The 17,807-nt window shown below is 49.4% G+C and carries 17 protein-coding genes; 8 read left to right on the forward strand and 9 right to left on the reverse strand.

The annotated features are described in order from the left end of the window. Positions 1 to 18: 18 nt before the first annotated feature. Both K3T82_RS44425 and K3T82_RS44430 read left to right on the forward strand, forming a co-directional pair. Entirely contained in the window at positions 19 to 1,644 is a 1,626-nt protein-coding gene (locus K3T82_RS44425; protein ID WP_220199873.1) for an APC family permease, read from the forward strand. Between the two features lie 22 nt (positions 1,645 to 1,666). Next, positions 1,667 to 2,614, forward strand: coding sequence for an acetamidase/formamidase family protein (locus K3T82_RS44430; RefSeq protein WP_220199874.1), 948 nt, complete (start codon positions 1,667 to 1,669; stop codon positions 2,612 to 2,614). Between the two features lie 190 nt (positions 2,615 to 2,804). Here the strand turns inward: K3T82_RS44430 and K3T82_RS44435 are convergent, their stop codons facing one another. Continuing rightward, a complete protein-coding gene (locus K3T82_RS44435) occupies positions 2,805 to 3,701 on the reverse strand; it encodes a LysR family transcriptional regulator (RefSeq protein ID WP_220199875.1) in 897 nt (298 codons plus the stop codon). Between the two features lie 137 nt (positions 3,702 to 3,838). Here K3T82_RS44435 and K3T82_RS44440 point away from each other — a divergent pair, with 137 nt between their 5' ends. Continuing rightward, complete coding sequence (locus K3T82_RS44440; RefSeq protein WP_220199876.1) at positions 3,839 to 4,795, forward strand: zinc-dependent alcohol dehydrogenase family protein; 957 nt, start codon at positions 3,839 to 3,841, stop codon at positions 4,793 to 4,795. 222 nt (positions 4,796 to 5,017) lie between these two features. Here the strand turns inward: K3T82_RS44440 and K3T82_RS44445 are convergent, their stop codons facing one another. The 8 genes from K3T82_RS44445 to K3T82_RS44480 all read right to left on the reverse strand — a co-directional run bounded on the left by K3T82_RS44445 (position 5,018) and on the right by K3T82_RS44480 (position 13,875). Then, positions 5,018 to 6,568, reverse strand: a complete 1,551-nt coding sequence (locus K3T82_RS44445) for a WD40 repeat domain-containing protein (protein WP_220199877.1) — start codon at positions 6,566 to 6,568, stop codon at positions 5,018 to 5,020. 15 nt (positions 6,569 to 6,583) lie between these two features. Further along, positions 6,584 to 7,117 (reverse strand): RNA polymerase sigma factor, encoded by a 534-nt coding sequence (locus K3T82_RS44450; protein ID WP_220199878.1) that lies wholly within the window; start codon positions 7,115 to 7,117, stop codon positions 6,584 to 6,586. 295 nt (positions 7,118 to 7,412) lie between these two features. Next, a complete protein-coding gene (locus tag K3T82_RS44455) occupies positions 7,413 to 9,329 on the reverse strand; it encodes a glycoside hydrolase family 127 protein (RefSeq protein WP_220199879.1) in 1,917 nt (638 codons plus the stop codon). 79 nt (positions 9,330 to 9,408) lie between these two features. Beyond that, a complete protein-coding gene (locus tag K3T82_RS44460; RefSeq protein ID WP_220199880.1) occupies positions 9,409 to 10,287 on the reverse strand; it encodes a carbohydrate ABC transporter permease in 879 nt (292 codons plus the stop codon). Continuing rightward, positions 10,287 to 11,237: a carbohydrate ABC transporter permease gene (locus K3T82_RS44465; protein WP_220199881.1), complete on the reverse strand. Its 951-nt coding sequence runs from the start codon at positions 11,235 to 11,237 to the stop codon at positions 10,287 to 10,289. The genes K3T82_RS44460 and K3T82_RS44465 overlap by 1 nt, the downstream gene beginning before the upstream one ends. Before the next feature lie 113 nt (positions 11,238 to 11,350). After that, entirely contained in the window at positions 11,351 to 11,974 is a 624-nt protein-coding gene (locus K3T82_RS49735; protein ID WP_220199882.1) for a sugar ABC transporter substrate-binding protein, read from the reverse strand. Beyond that, a complete protein-coding gene (locus tag K3T82_RS49740; protein ID WP_220199883.1) occupies positions 11,941 to 12,642 on the reverse strand; it encodes an ABC transporter substrate-binding protein in 702 nt (233 codons plus the stop codon). Before K3T82_RS49740 ends, K3T82_RS49735 begins: the two co-directional genes overlap by 34 nt. A gap of 174 nt (positions 12,643 to 12,816) precedes the next feature. Continuing rightward, positions 12,817 to 13,875, reverse strand: a complete 1,059-nt coding sequence (locus K3T82_RS44480) for a LacI family DNA-binding transcriptional regulator (RefSeq protein WP_220199884.1) — start codon at positions 13,873 to 13,875, stop codon at positions 12,817 to 12,819. A 413-nt stretch (positions 13,876 to 14,288) separates the two neighbouring features. Here K3T82_RS44480 and K3T82_RS44485 point away from each other — a divergent pair, with 413 nt between their 5' ends. From K3T82_RS44485 to K3T82_RS44505, 5 genes are all read left to right on the forward strand, one after another. Further along, positions 14,289 to 15,119: a class I SAM-dependent methyltransferase gene (locus K3T82_RS44485; RefSeq protein WP_220199885.1), complete on the forward strand. Its 831-nt coding sequence runs from the start codon at positions 14,289 to 14,291 to the stop codon at positions 15,117 to 15,119. A 170-nt stretch (positions 15,120 to 15,289) separates the two neighbouring features. Then, entirely contained in the window at positions 15,290 to 15,985 is a 696-nt protein-coding gene (locus K3T82_RS44490) for a hypothetical protein (RefSeq protein ID WP_220199886.1), read from the forward strand. Beyond that, on the forward strand, positions 15,982 to 16,314 hold the full coding sequence (locus tag K3T82_RS44495) for a hypothetical protein (RefSeq protein ID WP_220199887.1): 333 nt from the start codon (positions 15,982 to 15,984) through the stop codon (positions 16,312 to 16,314). Before K3T82_RS44490 ends, K3T82_RS44495 begins: the two co-directional genes overlap by 4 nt. Positions 16,315 to 16,500: 186 nt before the next feature. Next, a complete protein-coding gene (locus K3T82_RS44500) occupies positions 16,501 to 16,911 on the forward strand; it encodes an SRPBCC family protein (protein ID WP_220199888.1) in 411 nt (136 codons plus the stop codon). A 192-nt stretch (positions 16,912 to 17,103) separates the two neighbouring features. Beyond that, positions 17,104 to 17,580 carry a hypothetical protein gene (locus tag K3T82_RS44505; RefSeq protein WP_220199889.1) on the forward strand — a complete coding sequence of 159 codons (477 nt, stop codon included), beginning with the start codon at positions 17,104 to 17,106 and terminating at the stop codon, positions 17,578 to 17,580. Positions 17,581 to 17,807 lie beyond the last annotated feature (227 nt).

A 17,807-nucleotide genomic window follows, 5' to 3' on the forward strand; every position in this document is an offset into this window, starting at 1 on the left:
TCTGAAAGGATGCACATTGTGCAAAAGGAAAAAGCAACATTGCGCAATCAGCTTTCTCTTATAGAAGCTATTGCGCTTTCAATCGGAATTATGGCCCCAACGGCGGCTATGGCTCTCAATGGCTCGCTTGCCGCGGCCACGACAGGAAGTGCGGTCCCGCTGGCCTTTCTGCTAGCCACAATTACTGTTGGCCTGGCGAGCTTCTCCTTTATCTACTTCAGCCGCTATTTTGCTCATAGTGGTTCGGTGTATGCCTTCAATGGTGTTGCGCTTGGCGCACGCGTAGGGTTCTTTTCGGGATGGGCTCTCCTGGGAACCTACATCGCTTTCACATGTGCTTCAATGGCGGAAGTCGGAAATTTCGCCCAGGCATTTCTCGCGGATCTAAATATCTCGGTTGATTGGCTCCCTCTGGCTCTGGTGGCGGGCATAATTATTTGGGTCTGCGCCTATTGTGTGATTACGCTCTCGACGCGCCTCACATTGATCCTTGAAGGAATCTCTGTTTTACTTATTGTTATTGTTGCGGTCGTCATTCTTTCTAGAGGTGGTGCCAGTGGACACCTCAGTGTGGAGCCGTTCATTCCCAGTGGTCAGCCACTCAGTAATATTGGGTTAGCAGCAGTCTTTGGTTTCCTCTCCTTCGCGGGGTTTGAAGGAGCCGCGACGCTTGGTGAAGAGACGCGCAATCCTCGTCGCAATATTCCTTTAGCGATCCTTACGGCTGCGCTTGGTACAGGTATCTTCTATGTAGCGGTTACTTATGCCCAAACAGTTGGTTTCGGTACCGATGCAGCGGGTATCAATGCGTTCGCCACATCAACTGCCCCACTTGGCGATCTGAGCAAGCGCTATATGGGCAATCCGATGTCAACGGCGATTAACTTTGGCGCGACTATCAGCGCGTTTGCTAGCGCACTAGGAACCGCCAACGCGGCAGCACGTATCCTGTTCGCCATGGGACGTGATGGTTTCATCAGCAAACGCATCGGCACCACCAGCAGCCGCACAAGCTCGCCAGCTATTGCTGTTGGTATCGTAATGATCATTGCCTTTATTGTCGATCTCCTCTGGAGCCGCGTTCCAGACATCAATGGTGCATCACTCTTTGGATACGCTGGAACCATCGGTGTCTTTTTGATTCTGGTAACATACATTCTTACCAATATAGGAGCGATTCGCTTTTTTGTCACTCGTCGAATCTGGACATGGCATTGTATTATTCCAGTGCTAGCTATCGTCGCATTAGGTTATACACTCTATAGCAACCTCTATCCAATTCCTGCTCCCCCCAGCAACTACTTCCCTTATGTTGCTCTGGCCTGGTTAGTAATTGGTCTTGTCTTCATCTTCGCCAATCCTGCTCTTGTCAAACGCATTGGCCTGAGTTTTGAAAAGAGTGAAGGGCTCTCGCTTGAGAATAGTGATACCAAAGTATCATCTGTAAAGAGTGAAGAGGCTGCTACAACTGAAACCTCGGTCGACGATAAAGAGAGCGAGGACGAAAAGAAAGTTGTGGTCACTACCAGTAAAGCAATCCCCAGTACCAAGAAAATCGTGACCAACACCAAGAATGGCTCCTCCTCGGCGCAGAGGAACAGAAATAAGCAGAAGAGCAGAAAGAAGCAGAGGAACAGAAGATAGTAGAAAGGACTCAAAGCAAGCTATGACAACGGGTCGAACTATTCATGTTCATCGCCATCAATGGCATCTGGTGTGGGATCATAGTATCTCTCCAATTGCCCGCATTCAATCCGGCGAGACCGTTTCTTTTGATACGCTGGATGCATCGTGCGGTCAGATTGGCCCTGAAAGCACTGCTGAGTCTATTGCTGCCCTGGATTTCACACGCCTGGATCAGGTAAGTGGTCCAGTGTATGTGGAAGGGGCTGAGCCGGGAGATACCCTGGAAGTAGAATTCCTCGATATTCAGCCCGCCCAATGGGGGTGGACTGCCATCATTCCTGGTTTTGGTTTGCTTGCCGATGAGTTTCCAGATCCAGCTCTCAAGATCTGGCATCTGGAAGGGGGCGCAGATGGCTGGGCCGAGTTTGCGCCAGGGATTCGTATTCCTCTTTCTCCTTTCTGTGGCGAAATTGGGCTTGCCCCTGCGGCTGTTGGCCCTCACTCCACTATTCCGCCATATCGGCATGGTGGCAATATGGATACGAAACATCTCACCAAAGGGGCACGGCTCTACCTACCAGTAGAAGTCCCTGGTGCGTTATTCTCGCTCGGTGATGGTCATGCTGCTCAGGGAGATGGTGAAGTCTGTGGCACGGCAATTGAGACTCCTATGAACGTGACTGTGCGCCTTACCACTCATAAGGATATGCAAGTCAAGGAGCCACAGTTCATCACCAGTGGACCACTGACCGAGCGTACGAACACTGCTCCTTATTATGTGACGGATGGTATAGCCCCCGATCTGCTGGAAGCCACGCGTAAAGCGATACGTCACATGGTTGAGCATCTGCAAAAGACGTATGGGCTCTCACGCTCTGACGCTTATATGCTCTGTAGCGTAGCCGTTGATCTGAAGATCTGTGAAGTGGTAGACATGCCAAACTTCCTGGTTGGCGCATTCTTTCCATTGAGTATCTTTACTGCTTAAAACAGGTCTAGCAATTCTTGGCAGTAACCCTACCGAATATGAAGAATCCCTGCGCGCAAGCGCAGGGATTCTTCATATTTCTTCCGCGCATTCAGTCTCCTTTGCTACGCAGGAAGGCTGAATGCGACTTTTCTATAGGTATTGGGCAGATCCTATTTTAGGTATGTTTTGCCACCGTTCCTGAATATAGTTATATATATGTTTGCTGGAGTATGCGCCTGATAGATCGAATTTTTGTGTCATTTCGATCAATCCTGCGATAGGCCAACCAGAGCTCATTCGTCACTCGCTTCGATGGCTCCCAAATAACCTGTAGTCTTCCAGCTTCACGGGCTTGGCGGCAAAGATAATCGGGCAGAACACTCAGCCCTTCACCCTCCTCTATCATCTTGATGATGAGACGCAAATCAGGAATGACGAACTTTGCTTGAAATGTTGGACGTTTCCCGAAACACTGCTGCCAGAAGCGACGAATAATAGGTAGCTCAACGCCATAGCTAATCCATTTCTGCGTAGAGAGCCACTGCTCCAGTGTTTCCAGTTGCATTCCATTCACAATGGAATTCTCAGTCCCCGGCACTTTAAGATCTGGTGGGCCAACCAGCAAAAAATGCTCTTCGTCCACTTTATGGTACTCCACGCCATGCGAGGCAATCTGCTGTGAGGCAAGAACGATATCCAATTTCTCGCGCTCTAGATTTTCGATGAGTGATGGCGTCTCGCTAAATTGCAACCACAAGCGATACGGTAGTTTCCTGATGTGTGGTAAGACCACCTCGGAAAAATATTCACGGGACGAACCACAGCGGAGCAGGGGTGGTTCAACTTGCATGTTTTGGGCTTCTTGGGTGACTCGTTCTAGTGTCTCAAGGGCTTGAACTACCTGGCTATAAAGTGCCTTCCCACGTGTTGTTGGTATCATGCGTCGTGGCGTGCGTTGAAACAGCGGCTCACCAAGTGCTGTTTCCAATGCTGCGATATGTTGTGTGACAGCAGGTTGTGTGAGGAAAAGTGCTCTGGCTGCTCCCGAAACAGTTCCAGAACGATAGACCATGAGAAAACTCCGATACCATTCCAGATTTATCATAAATATTTTTATACCTTGCTGTAAAATTCCTATTTGTTTTATAGAATGTCACAGATCTATACTGTCTACAAGACAAGGGATGTAACCTCTTGTCACGAACAAAATCCTTTCAACGAAAGTAGTAGATAGATCACATTATGAAAGCAATGGTTATTACAGACTTTGGTGGTCCAGAAGTTTTTCAGGAGCGAGATATCGAGAAGCCAACGCCAGAGTCAAACGAGGTATTAGTGCGAGTTTATGCAAGCTCGATTAATCCGGTCGATTACAAGATCCGGCAGGAGGGCTCATGGGCCGGAGTGAAGCCCCCCGCAGTGATTGGCTATGATGTGTCAGGCGTGGTAGAGGCAGTCGGCCTGGGCGTCAAGAATTTTAAAGTTGGCGATGAAGTTTTTTATACGCCAGAGATTCCGGGACGCATAGGCAGTTATGCTGAGTATCATGTGGCGAATGAAGCGATCGTGGCACTCAAGCCAAAGAATCTGTCGCATGTTGAGGCTGCGAGTATTCCTCTGGCAGGAGGTACTGCCTATGATGCATTGATTACACGAGCCCAGTTGCGTGTTGGAGAGACGGTGTTAATTCACGGTGGGACAGGCGGCGTTGGTTCGCTGGCCGTTCATATCGCCAAAGCTGCTGGGGCTTATGTGTATACGACGTGCAGTAGCAAGAACGTCGCAGTCGCCAAACAATTGGGCGCGGACCGTGTAATAGATTATACGCGTGAGAATTTTGTCGATGTTATCGCAATGGAGACGAATGGCGCAGGCGTCGATGTTGTCTTTGATACCGTTGGCGGTGAGATGATCGCAAAGAGTATTGCCGTGACGGGAACAAATGGACGTATGGTTAGCGTGGTGAACGTGGAAGGTAATACCTGGCCCGCTCATGTAAAGGATATCACGCTACATTTTCTCTTCCTGAAACGCGAACGCTACAAACTCGAAGCACTCAGGACATTGCTTGAACGCAATCAGATTAAACCATTGGTCGCCAAAGTCTTCCCGCTCGAACAGGTCGCCGAGGCGCAACGACACCTAGAGCAGGGTGGCGTAGCTGGTAAAGTTGCGCTCAAAATCGTCGATCGCTCATAATCTTAGCCAGTGACCACACCTATGTGGCAGGAGATCTCAGATAATCTCCTGTCACATTTCTTGAAAGTGTCTCTGCCCTCGCGCTTTGGCTTCCTCATAGAAGGGGACTATCCTGAGATCAGGAAATGCTTTGACCAAAGTGAGCTTCAAAAAGGGGTAGCAGAGAAAGAAACAACCAGTAGCTGTGCCTTCTGGTTGTTTCTTGTCTCAAGCTCAGATAGATCAGGCAACCGGCCAGATGTGGGCATCAGCTGATGGGTTGGACATGGAAGAGTTAGCCTCAATGGTGAGCATATATTTTCCATTGGGTGACCAGAACAACTGATTTACTTGAGCTTTTCCCAAGCTGTGAGTATGCGCAATCTTGCCAGTAGTAGCGTCTATAAAGGTGATATTGCTGGTATAGTTGTTTTTGCCCAACTGTGTGAAACCGTTATAGGCCAACTGTTTACCATCGGGCGACCAGGAGACTAGATTTGCGCCAGTGTAATTGGCAAGCTTTTTCTGTGTCTCTACATTCCATACCTGGATACTCGCAGGCTTTGCCATTGCATAGGCGTTAAAGGCCAGATTATGTGTCTTTGGCTGGAAGGCAAGTGCGACAGGATTCGCACCACCATTCTCTTTAAAGACAAGTGTTTTGCTCGCAAGTTCCCAGGCATAGACAAAATTGGCTGTTGCTGGATCGCCTCCACCTTGCGTATTAAAAACGCTGGTTGCCAGATACTGACTATCGGAGGACCAAGCCAGACCAATGCCATTGTAGTCGCCGTCCCACGTCAATGTGTAATCCAGTGTAGCGTTCTGGGCCTTCAGCACCTGAATATACCCATTATAACCAGCGCTAATGTTGACCGCGATAGAATTGCCATCAGGTGACCAGGCGACGGCGCGGAAGCCCAGACCACCGCTGGTGGGGAGCAGGGTCGCATAATGTGAGTCATTCACCAGTGAACTCATAGCACCTGGAGTGGTTGTCTGCGCCAGTGAGGGTGTGTATGAGTTGACTACCTTCCCTGTCTGGCTATCAACAATATGGAGGGCCTGGTTGGTACCAATGGCGAGAAACCGACTATCAGGCGACCAGGACAACCCATAGGCCCACTCATTCTCTCCAGGAAGCTTGATGTCCAGGATTTTCTTCCCAGTTGCCGCCATCCAGATGCGCACACCAGAATCGGTGCTCGCAGCAATCCGCTGGCTATCGTTTGACCATGCGACACTCTGGAAGCCCATCTGATCCCCAGGAATTGTGATTCCTTTGGGGTTAGTGGTCTGGGGTGTGGGTGATTGTACAATCTGAGAAGTTGGGCTAGGTGTTGCTGGGGGCTTGCCTGCTGTTCCTGTTAGGGAGAAATGGCCTTGCGCGATAATGAAACCCCCAACCGCGATGACCAGAACGAAAATGGCTACCAGGAGGCCGAGTGTACGTTCAACACGTCTCCAGCCTGTTTTTTTATCATCCATGACGCTTTTCCTATTTTTTTGTTGTGCCTGCAAAAGCAACTGCTCTGGCGCGACAGGCAAGGATCTAAGAGGTGTGCGTTCACGCACGTTCCCCAGGCGTTGCGCTAGCAGGCGCTCTTCGACCCGCTGCAAGACCTGCTGATAGCGTGCCGACTCGGGGTCGTAAAGACGCTGTAAGCCTTGCATCAGGCGGACATCAGCATTTTTCGGCTGCTGTCCAGGCAGATGATGTTGACTGCTGATCAATATCTCTTCAATCGACTCATCTACGTTTTGAGGGGAGAAAAGCTCGTTATTTTCACTCATATTTTATATTTCCTCCTACTCATTCTCGTAGACTTTGCGTAGTAATTTGATCGCACGTGAGAGCATGGTGCGAACCGCGCCCTCACTTTTCTGTACAATGGTCGCAATCTCGGTGCTGCGCAGCCCATGAGCAAAACGCAGACGTACCAGTTCTTGCTGGTGAGCTGGCAGACGTTCAATATGTGCCTGAAGGCGTTCGGCCTCCTCTTTGTGTAGCAGCATGATTTCAGGTGTCATACTGTCCTGCCCATAGTCCTCATCTGGCACGAATTCCAGGGAGATGTTCTGACGGTGTTTGCGCTTGCGATAATGATCTGTTATCTTATTGCGTGCTACGCACCAGAGCCATGCCTCTTGTTCTTTCGTACCCAGACCTTCAAAGCCCTGACGTTCCAGAGCTGCCAGGAAGACGTCGAGGAGCAGATCCTCCGCGTCTTCCAGCGAACGCAGGTGCCGGTACAGATATGCCAGCAGCGCTGGCGAATATTGACGATAGACCGCGGTCAGATAGGCCTTATCATTCAGCGAGGGAGTGTACTCTTGCTGCATGTATTCCCCTCTATACTCCTCTCCGAAACCCAACATCACTCCTGTGGCTAGCGCTTCCCACCTGTGGGAAGAGGGAAGCTTGCTCAGGGTTCGGCTAAGAAGTATTTATAGTATTTTGAGATCTCGCAAACCACATCGTGTATGTGTGGTTTTTGTTACACTTTTTGCCTATATCCCTACGGGAAAATACTGTTCGTAAACGAGCCAGTGATACGCAAGCCGCTTGCTTGCGTATCACTGGCTCGTTTACGAACAGTATTTTAACAACCTTTTGAAGAAGGTAAATGCTTCCAGGCTATTGTGTTGAGATCCAGACGCACATTTCACCAGCCTGGCGATGATCCCAGGCATAATAGGGAATGGCCGTAAACGTGTGTGCATGAGATGGTGGAGGCGTCGTTTGATATAAGGTTTCCCCCCACCCATCGCTCTCTACGACGGTTGCTGGACCTTGAATAATAGCAACCCCTCCTAATAGCTCAGGCTCAAAGTGACTTTCCAGGGGAGAGGCTTCAGGAAGGTGGATATGGTGGAGAGGAACCGCGTTATCCGCGCTTTCCAGACAGTAGACCAGGGGGCCACGTTGCAAGGCGACTCGATGCCTATTTTCGCGAATATCTGGATGGGAGTAGATACGCATCGCTGGCATTGCCAATTGCAGCACTACCCGATCACCGTTCTGCCAGAGGCGCTTGATACGCGCATATCCCTTCTGCACATGATTGAGCTCAAGCGTTTCACCATTGACGGAGAGGCGTGCCTCCTGGCACCAAGCAGGAATACGCAGGTTCAGGCCAAAATCAACAGGCTCAGACAGCGCTATCTCCAGGTTGATGGTGCCATCCCAGGGATAATTCGTTTCCTGCCGCACTTGTACGTCGTGTCCACCCACAGATAGATTACCAGTTCCTTGAATATACAAATGCGTGAAAATATCTGTGTCACTTACTGTATACACATATTGACCCAGTGACATCAGTGTACGCGCGATATTGGGGGGACAACAGGCACACTTGAACCAGCCAACACGGTGATGATCGCCCTTACTCTCCAGGGGATTCACATAAAAATATTTGTTTCCATCCAGCGAAATACCACTTAACATCCCGTTGTATAAGGCCCGCTCAAGCAGATCCGCATAGCGGCTATCCACATCGAGTTGGAGCAAGCGGTAGTTCCACATAATCAGGCCAATCGAGGCGCATGATTCAGCATAGGCAGTCAGATTTGGCAGATCATAATCTTCCGTGAAACCCTCGTTCTTCTCTGTTGAACCTATTCCTCCGGTGATGTAGAGCCGTTTGCTGACAAGATGACGCCAGAGCCGCTCACCAGCCTGGAATAGCGACTCGTCGTATTCCTCTTTGACTAGATCCGCGACAGCACTATATAGATACATGGCGCGGACAGAGTGCCCAACGATCTCTTTCTGCTCTCGTATTGGTGCATGTGATTGATTGTACTCATATGTGTGTGCCCAAAAGTCGCGCGGATCATCCCCACGTAAACGCGCTTCTTCATCAAAATAGTGCGGCTGTTTCCCACGCTCATCAATAAAGTATTGGCTCAAATGCAGATAGCGCTTCTCTCCAGTCGCCCGATAGAGTTTGACTAATGCCAGTTCGATCTCTGGATGACCACTGTATCCCCGCTTCTTGCCTTCCTCAACCCCGAAGGTTTGGTCAAGATAGTCTGCATAACGACTCACAATATCTAGCAGTGAGCGTTTGCCCGTACCTTTGAAGTGCGCTACGCCAGCCTCTATCAGGTGCCCGGCGCAATAGAGCTCATGCAGGTCCCGCATATTTGACCAGCGCTTCTCTGGCTCAACTTCAGTAAACCAGATATTCAGATAGCCATCGGGCTGTTGGATAGAGCGTAGAAATTCGATAGTCTTATCAAGCAGGGCTTCTAGTTGGGCATCTGGATGTGTCGCTAGACTCAAGCTCACCGCCTCAATCCACTTGGTAATATCTGTTTCCCAGAAGACATAGGGGATGGGATGCATGCCTCTCTTCCAACCCCGTTTCTCCGCATCAAAATAGTTGTTCAGTTGCATTTGCTCATGCATAGTTGGCAAGGTCTTTTCCCGCACACGCTGCAAACGTGGTGCCCAGAAGGTATCCTCAATGGTGACAGCTGTATGCGCGACAGCATTGGAGCCCTGCCTTGCGTCCGCCTGATGCGTTGATGTTGGAGAAGTTGATGTCATTGCCTATCCCTTTCCTATATACATGTTGTGCTGATCATCGCAGCGTAATCAGGTTCATGTTGATGGTGCTCTGGTCTCCTTATTCTTTGACCGCGCCAGCCACCAGACCGGAGGTGATATAGCGTTGCCCAAAGATAAAAACCAGGATTATTGGCAAGGCTGCGACGACCGAAACCGCCATCAAATCATTCCAGCGTACCCCATATTCTCCAATGAATTTGTAAATGCCCAGGGTCAAAGGGCGTTTGGCATCATCGGAGATCAATGTCAAAGGGAAAAGAAAGTCACTCCAGCCCATCAAGAAGGTGAGTGCTCCAACCGTCAGGAGACCGGGTCGCGAGAGTGGCATAATGATGCGATAGAAAGCCCCCCATAAATTACACCCATCAATAAAGGCTGCATCTTCCAGGTCACGCGGTAAGCTTAAAAAGTAGGGGCGCATGACGAGCGTTGCGAATGGCAAGGTGCGTGTCGTGATTGCCAGGATGACCGCTGGAATGGAGTTAACCAAACCGATTTGGGAAAAGATCACAAAGAGCGGTAGAGCCAGCATGATACTGGGAAACATCTGGACGACCAGAAAGGCGAGTAATAAGCCCTGTTTTCCCTTTACTGGGAGTCGGGCTAATCCATAGGCCATCGGTGCTCCCAGCACCAGACTCAAGAGCATAGTCCCAAGCGCAATCTGAAGACTATTGCCCATATAGCGCCATATATCCGTATTCTGGATAAAGTTAGAGATATAAGGGCTCCAATCGATCTGGTGAGGATAGAACGTGGGCGGCGTGCTAAATAGCTCAGTTGTGTTCTTGAGCGAACTGACAATAACCCAGTACAAAGGGAAAATCATGACGATGGTAAAGAAAATCCCTAGCACCGTCAGCATGATAGTATTCCAGGATTTGCGTTTGAGAGGAGATTTATTCGCGACGTGATACGCTTTTTGTGTGGTTATCATCAGGCAACCTCCTCTCGTCTGAGCAGGAACAGGTAGATCGCGCTTATGCCCAGTAAGAGTAGAAACATCAATGTAGCAACAGCCGCGCCTGACCCAAGATCAAACTGGCCGAAGGCAATACGATAGGCATACAATGGCATGGCTTCAGTCGCATTGACCGGGCCGCCGCCTGTCAGAACATAAATCAGGTCAAACACATTCAAGGTATAGATGAACCCAAGCATCAGAATGGTCAGGCTGGTCGAGCGCATCAATGGCAACGTAATATGCAAGAACCGTCTCATTGCATTTGCGCCATCAACCACAGCCGCCTCGTACAGGGTTCCCGAAATGCCCTGTAGGCCAGCTAAGAGCAGGGACATGTTAAAGGGAATACCAATCCAGATATTCGCGCCGATCACGGCCACTAGCGCCAGTTGGGGATTGGTTAGCCAGTCAATGGGAGTAGAGATCACATGGAAACTTTGCAAGACATAGTTCACAATGCCAGAGTCTCGCTGTAACATCCACTTGAAAATCGTTGCACTGACAATGACTGGTAGCATCCAGGCAATCATCACAGAGCCACGCATCAGGCCGACCAGGGGGATACGCCGATTAAACAACAATGCCATCGCGAAGCCAAGGATATATTGAAACACCAGTGACGCAATGGTGAAAATCAGCGAAACGACCAGTGAAGAGCGAAAACTTGGGTCGGAAATCACAGTGCGATAATTATCCAGGCCGACAAATGGCGTAATACCAGTTAATAGGCTACCAACGTTTACCTGTTCAAAGCTATAGATGATCATATTAACAACTGGATAGACCAGGAAGAGCAGTAGGAACAGGGATGCTGGCAGCAAGAAGAAATATGGGCCCAGTATTTTGCCTATCCTTCGCCGTCTCGCAGGGCGTTGAGTCATCGCCTTCGTCTCTTGCGGAGAGGTATTGGCAAGTGTAGACATTGAGAAACTTCCTCCTTCCTGTGACCTGCAAGGTCTAAGAGGAAGAGTAAACGCTTTCTCTTGCTAAGAGAAATGCGCTTACTCTTCCTCCTAATAAAAGAGCACGATCACTACTAGGATGGCAGTAAAGGCTTGACGGATTGGCTAGCTGCTTGAAGAGCCGTCGAGGCGGACTTCTGTCCGCTAATTGCTGCCTGAAATGCTTGCTGCACGTAATTCGAAATTTTGGGATAGTTTGGCCCATACGCGCGTGGTTTGGCTGTCACAAGGGCCTTCACAAATACGGCCTGTTTGGGGTCCTGGATGAACGCGGAGTCCTTGCCCAGGTCCGTACGACTTGGGAGTGTTCCATTGCCCAGCAAGTATTCTTTAAGAACAGATTGATCTTGCGTCCACTTGATAAACTCCCACGCTTCGGCCTGGTGTTGACTGGTGACCGTGATCGCCCAGTTCTCACCACCTAAAATAGAAGCTTCCTGCTTTCCGCGTGGCAGGGGGACGACATCCCAGTTGAATTTCGCGTTTGAGCGAGCCGCTGGGAGATTCCAGGGGCCATTAATACACATTGCAGCTTTGCCAGCGGTCCACTGGGTCATCGCATCCTGCTGCGTCCAGTTCAAAGCATCGATAGAGAGCAGCCTCTCTTTGGTGAGATCGACCAGATATTGCAGGGCGGTCGTTGCCTCGGGGCTATCGAGTGTGTTCAGGTCCGCTCCTGCCTCCCAGAGGAATGGCAAGAACTGGAAGGCTCCCTCTTCACTTTGAACGAGCGACATCGAGAGTCCATACACCCCTTGGTGGTCAACTTCTTTGCCGCTTCATGCAGTTCATCCCAGTTTGTGGGCGGGTTGACCCCGGCTTTCTTCAGCATATCTGCGTTATAGTAGAGCGCGAGGCAATTACTATTATTTGGAATACCGTAGTTTTTATTCTTCCAGGTGGTCGATGTCCAGGGACCGGTAAGATAGTCTTTGCCTTGTCCCCATGAGGAGATTTGAGAGGTTAAATCCGCCAGAATGCCCATAGAAGAAAAGGCCTGATGATCTGGATTATCAATAATCAAGATATCGGGTAGTTGGCGCGCGGCAGCACCCTGAATAATTTTCTGTTTGAGGTCGGCGAACGGGATAGCTGTGCGTTCAATCTTTACATTGGGTTTAACCTTGGGATAATCGGCGAGAAGCTTGAGGTATCCTGCACCGGGAGGATTGGAATAATCCCAGATACTTAATGTGACGGACCCCGAACTGGTGGCGGAACCACCACATGCCGCCAGCAGCGTCATGGCAGCACTAGTGCTGATTCCCAGGGCCGCTGTTTTTTCAAGGAACGCTCGACGGTTCACCCGTCCGGTACGAACTTCGGTCAGTAAGTCTTTCCAGGGTTCTTGTTGTTTGTGGGTCATCTATGACCTCCTTATAAATGATGAAAAAACTGAAAGTCTTCCAGTGCTATCTTGTCCTCTACCGTTGAGGAACAGTGTCATCATTCAAGCAAATCAACGCTAACGAGAGAAAGTCTAACCACTTCATCCGAGGTGCCTTCATCCTTCAGGCAAAGGATCCCTGGCTCTTGCTTACTACCCAGGCTGTGAAGGATCACTCGAACCGCGTACGATCAAGCTACAGGGAAGACGCACAATCCCAGAATGTTGATCACCAGCAAACAACGCTAGCAAGCTTTCGCCTACATAACGTCCCACCTGGGCAAGGTTCATATCTACAGTTGTCAATGGTGGTCGCGTTGCGCATGCTATCGGCTCCCAATTGTCAAAACCTACGACTGAAACTTCTTCTGGAACATGTCGACCGCGTGCGCGTAATGCCTCGATGGCACCTCTTGCTAACTGGTCGCTCCCGCAAAAAAGCGCATCAATCGAAGGATCTTGATCAAAGAGAAAATTCGTCGCGGTATATCCCCAGCTTTCTTGCCAGGGACCTGACAGAACACGATTGTTAGATAGAGCAATATTATGCTCCATAAGCACCTGGCGCATGGCTTTTTCGCGTAAACGGACCGCTTCAAAATAACTGGGACCTGTAATGTGAGCAAACTGGCGTCGCCCCAAGTTGATGAGGTGTTCGGTTGCTAAGCGCGCGCCTTGAGCATCATCAGGTAGGACGCACAAGGCATTGGCATCTTCGACATAGGTAAACGCATAGACAACCGGTATTCCTGTCCTTCCTATTTGTATTGGTGGGCGCGAATCTTCACGTCGGGCAGACACTACGATGCCATCAACCTTGCGTGCAAGTAAAAGCTGCAAATGTTGTTGCTCGCGGCTCTGATCGCGTGAATTACAGAGCATAGCTGAAACCGGACGAGCCCCAAAGGCATCTTCAATCCCCATCAAGAGAGGAATGCTAAAACGACCGTAGTTGTCGGTAGTTAATACGCCAACCATGACACCATGACTTGCTGGCATATCTTCTTGCAGGCTGAAAAAACGAAAACCCAGTCGTCTGGCTTCCGAACGCACACGTTCTCGAGTCTCTGGGCTGAGTTTTCCCCTCCCATTGATGGCTTTAGAGGCTGTTCCTAATGTTACACCAGCAGCATCTGCGACATCGCGTAAAGTCACATTCTGCCTTTGTTGAGGTGATAGATCAGATAATGGTTTGTCCGGTTCGGATTCCATCAGCTATTTTCCTTGAACTACCTACAATATGAGGAAACTTTTCATTTATGGATGGAAATATATTGCCTTTGTTTGGAAGAGTACCCAATTTATCCCCTAAAGTCAAGCATATTTCCTATAAAAACGAAAACAAATTTTGTGAGCGATTTTGGTGTAGTGGTCCGCGAATATGGATTTTCTTGCTACCAAGCAGTGTTGCATGTTATAGTGCTCTCAACAAATGAAAGGTCAGTCTTTTTCTATGCTTCTCCAATTCTAGTATCTCTCTACTGAGGGAGGAAAACACACAATTTCAATCTTTTTCTGGCGTTTGTCGTATGTCTCAGGTACATGCGAGCAAGCATGATCAGAAGAAGAATGAGAGGGGTCTTTTTGTGTTATTTCCTACTAGCGATGAATGGAGAAATTGAGGCGTGTTTGATTTCGATATTGAGCTTGCCAGGCGTTATGGTGCCTTCACAAGCTACCAGTCAGATGCATCCCCTTCGGCTATTGAATATTACGGTGAGAATCCGGCTGCGGAAATGGATCGCCTGTTGGACCATTATGCCGAAGCTTCGAGCACCGTTCTTGAAATTGGCTGTGGAGCTGGTCAGACACTCTGTCAGCTTGCGCCGAAGGTAAAACAGATCTGGGGTCTTGATAGCAGTGAGGAGTTGTTAAGCGCCACGCGCCTGCGAGGTGAGCGTTTGGGGATCACGAACGCTCGCTATCTTCTGGGCGCGGCCAATGATCCTGACGTAGCGAAATCTCTGCCAGATGCAACCTTTGATTTGGTCTTGAGTCGGCGAGGCCCTAAATTTAGCGAAAATCTCTTACGGACGTTGCGTAAGGAGGCGATCCTGATCCAGGAGATAGTAAGCAATCTCGATGGCTACCCCCTTGGTGAGATTTTTGGGCGGCGGTATCTCACCCCTTTCTCTACCTCTGATCAGGAAGTCCTTTTGAGCGAGTATGCTAACCTGGGGCTCTTCCCAGTGAGTTGCAAAGAGTATTTTTATGAGGAGTTTTTTCGCGACCGCGAGCACCTGGCTGCGTTTCTTACCCAGGTCTCGGTCATGCTGAGCCCATGGTTATTGCCGCGATCATTGCCACACAAACCGTATGATCCAGTGCAAGATCAGGGGGCTTTAGATCTCTACGCACGTTACAATACAACTGAAAAGGGTCTCCGCCTCCTTCGCCAACGCAAGATATTTGTGCTTCGACGAGCCGAAATTGTCTCTTCGCCTGTGAAACTATAACAAAAATATAGGTAAACCTCACTCAGGACTGAATAGCGAAAAGCTCCTTAGCATCTGGCTGCACGGTACCATGCAGCCAGTGAGGAACTATCGTTGTGTGGTTCGTGCTGAAAGAGGGTGAGGTTTCTTGTTTCGAGATGTCAGGCGGAAGTTTACGGAGGATTCGTACAATGGTAGAGCGTTCTATTCATCTTGTTGGGAGCATCCCGTGCGAGAACGCCGAGGATGGTATGCGTTTAGCATTAAGCAAAAATGGTCACTATTTGCGTACTCTTTCGGATGGAGAAGCGGGTGGCGAGTGGATTATTCCTATTATCAGGAGCTTGCGTGAGAATCCAAGTATAAGCGTACAGGCGGAGGGCGATTGGTCAAGCTACAAGAACGTGTTGGTATTGCGTGTTCGCCGAGGGGCTAAACTGAAAGCCGACTCGCTCGATTTTGGGCGCGTGGCCCTTTTTGAGGAGAGTTACCCCTTATTTCAGAAATTACGCGAGGAATATCAGCAACCTGACCTGGCATATCAGGTGAGTATTGCTGGAGATCTAGATGTGGCCCTTTTGAGCATGGGGATGCAAGGAGCGCTACGCCATCGGAGCGTCTTCGCGGAAGAGACGATAAGAGAGATACGAGCGATCCAGACAAAAGCACATGGAGATGTTGTATTTCAGTTAGAGTTACCAATAGAGCTTGTATTAGTCACGAAAATGCCGGGATTCCTCCAGTCCGCAGTGAGCCGCTTTCTTGCCCGTAAAGTATTACGGTTGGTTAAGGAAGCGCCCGCTGGCACCCGTTTTGGCGTTCATCTTTGTCTGGGTGATCTTCATAATCAGGCGCTAGGACGGATGAGGACAACTGCCCCCTGGTGACGTTCGCAAACGCGCTCATCAGTCAATGGCCTGCTGAACGTACATTGGAGTTTTTGCATGTGCCGCTGGCGGCTGGGGAAACTCCTCCTCCGCTGCGGGAGACATTCTATCGTGACTTAAGAAGATTAAAGCTTCCAGCCGGGACGCGTTTTGCCGCTGGGCTTGTGCATGAGAAGTCCTCTCTGGAGGAGCAACAACAGGTACTCAAGTGGGTAGAGCAAGCCATTGGGCATCCAGTAGATGTCGCGGCTGCGTGTGGTCTTGGGCGACGTGACAGGCAGGTCGCCGAGACCCTGCTTGAGCGTAGTAAGGAACTTGCCGAAGGGTAGACCGTATCCAGTCTTTCGAGGTAATTCAGAAGAATTAGGTTATCTCCACAGAGCGTATCTCTCTTTTCAACCTTGTGAATGAGGAAGAATCCTGTCCGCATGGGGCGATAGAATGAGCGGAGAAACTACCTACGTTTCAAGGAATGAAATGTTAAAGGAAGAGCATGTGAATAGGAGATAAACCACATGGCATCGATTCATAAGGAAGTTCTGATCCAGGCGAGTCCACAGGATGTATGGGCGGCGATTCGTGATGTGGGCGCGGTTCATCAGCACCTCGCCCCTGGCTTCGTGATCGATACGCGCCTCGACGGAGAGGCCAGAATTGTGACATTTGCCAATGGGGTAGTCGTTCGTGAGTTGATCGTCGATATTGACGACGAGGCTCGCAGGCTGGCCTATGCCGCAGTAGGTGGGCGCACCAGCCACCACAATGCGTCCATGCAAGTCTTTGCCGAAGAGGAAAACCAGAGCCGCCTCGTCTGGATTACTGATCTGCTGCCCAATGAGGTCACCCCGGTCATCAGTGAACTGGTTGAGAAAGGGACTGCCACCATGAAGCAGACATTGGAAGCTCAAGCCGCAAGGCGAGGCTAAAATTTCTCACCAGAAAAGTTGTGCTTCTCCAATGATAAGTGGAAGGAGAATGGTGCTAATCTGGTGAGATGTTGCCATTGCTTTGCTTGTCCATTGATATTGCCCATACAAGGGCAATATCAATGGACAAGCTTTGTTTATTCCATGCCAAATATCGAGCCACTCAGAAAAGGGGCGTAGGAGAGAAGCAAGATGGATAAAGACCAACAAGTAGACGTTTTCAATATTTTCCATGATGGGGGCATCGTTCAATTACAGAGAAAGAACACAAACGACATTGAGCTGCAAGTTGATATTCTGTATCTCGCAGAAATGGTCAATCCAACCTATACTCACTTTATAGCCATACTAAAAAGTTGTGGTTCCTTTTTTTTTGATACATGGGAAAGAGATAATACCAGTAAGAGATATGATGATGTGCAAGAGCTACAAACATTACTAGAAGATATGGATGTATTAAGTGCGGAATATAAAGATGGGGTGATTGAGGTTTGTTGTTGGAGTGATGATGAGAAAATAGCCGGGGGGCTACTTAGCTTTTCATGCGAGGATATAGCGCTATTTGACGAAGGTGGCAAAGAGATGAGTTTTGTTGAGTTAGAAGCTATCGCTCGACAATATTGGGATGATTTTTCTAATCGTGGGCGAAAGGCACATGAAAATTGCTAAATGTTTTTCAAGCTGTGGAGTTGCTTTATTACTGCCACAGCAGTGTCCTCTTGGATCACAACGCTTACTCCGTATAATGTAAGTGGCACGCATATAGATAGGTCGTTGTCCTCTAAAGTGTGGGTTCTCAACCATTGGTTAAAAGCATTGAACTTTGGTATTGACCAAAACGGCTCCAGGGGTATACATGAGCTTTGTATGCCCCTTTCGTGTGATGAGCAGCACAC

Origin of the sequence: Ktedonospora formicarum, assembly GCF_016587355.1 — a bacterium.
Taxonomy (GTDB): Bacteria; Chloroflexota; Ktedonobacteria; order Ktedonobacterales; family Ktedonobacteraceae; genus Ktedonobacter; species Ktedonobacter formicarum.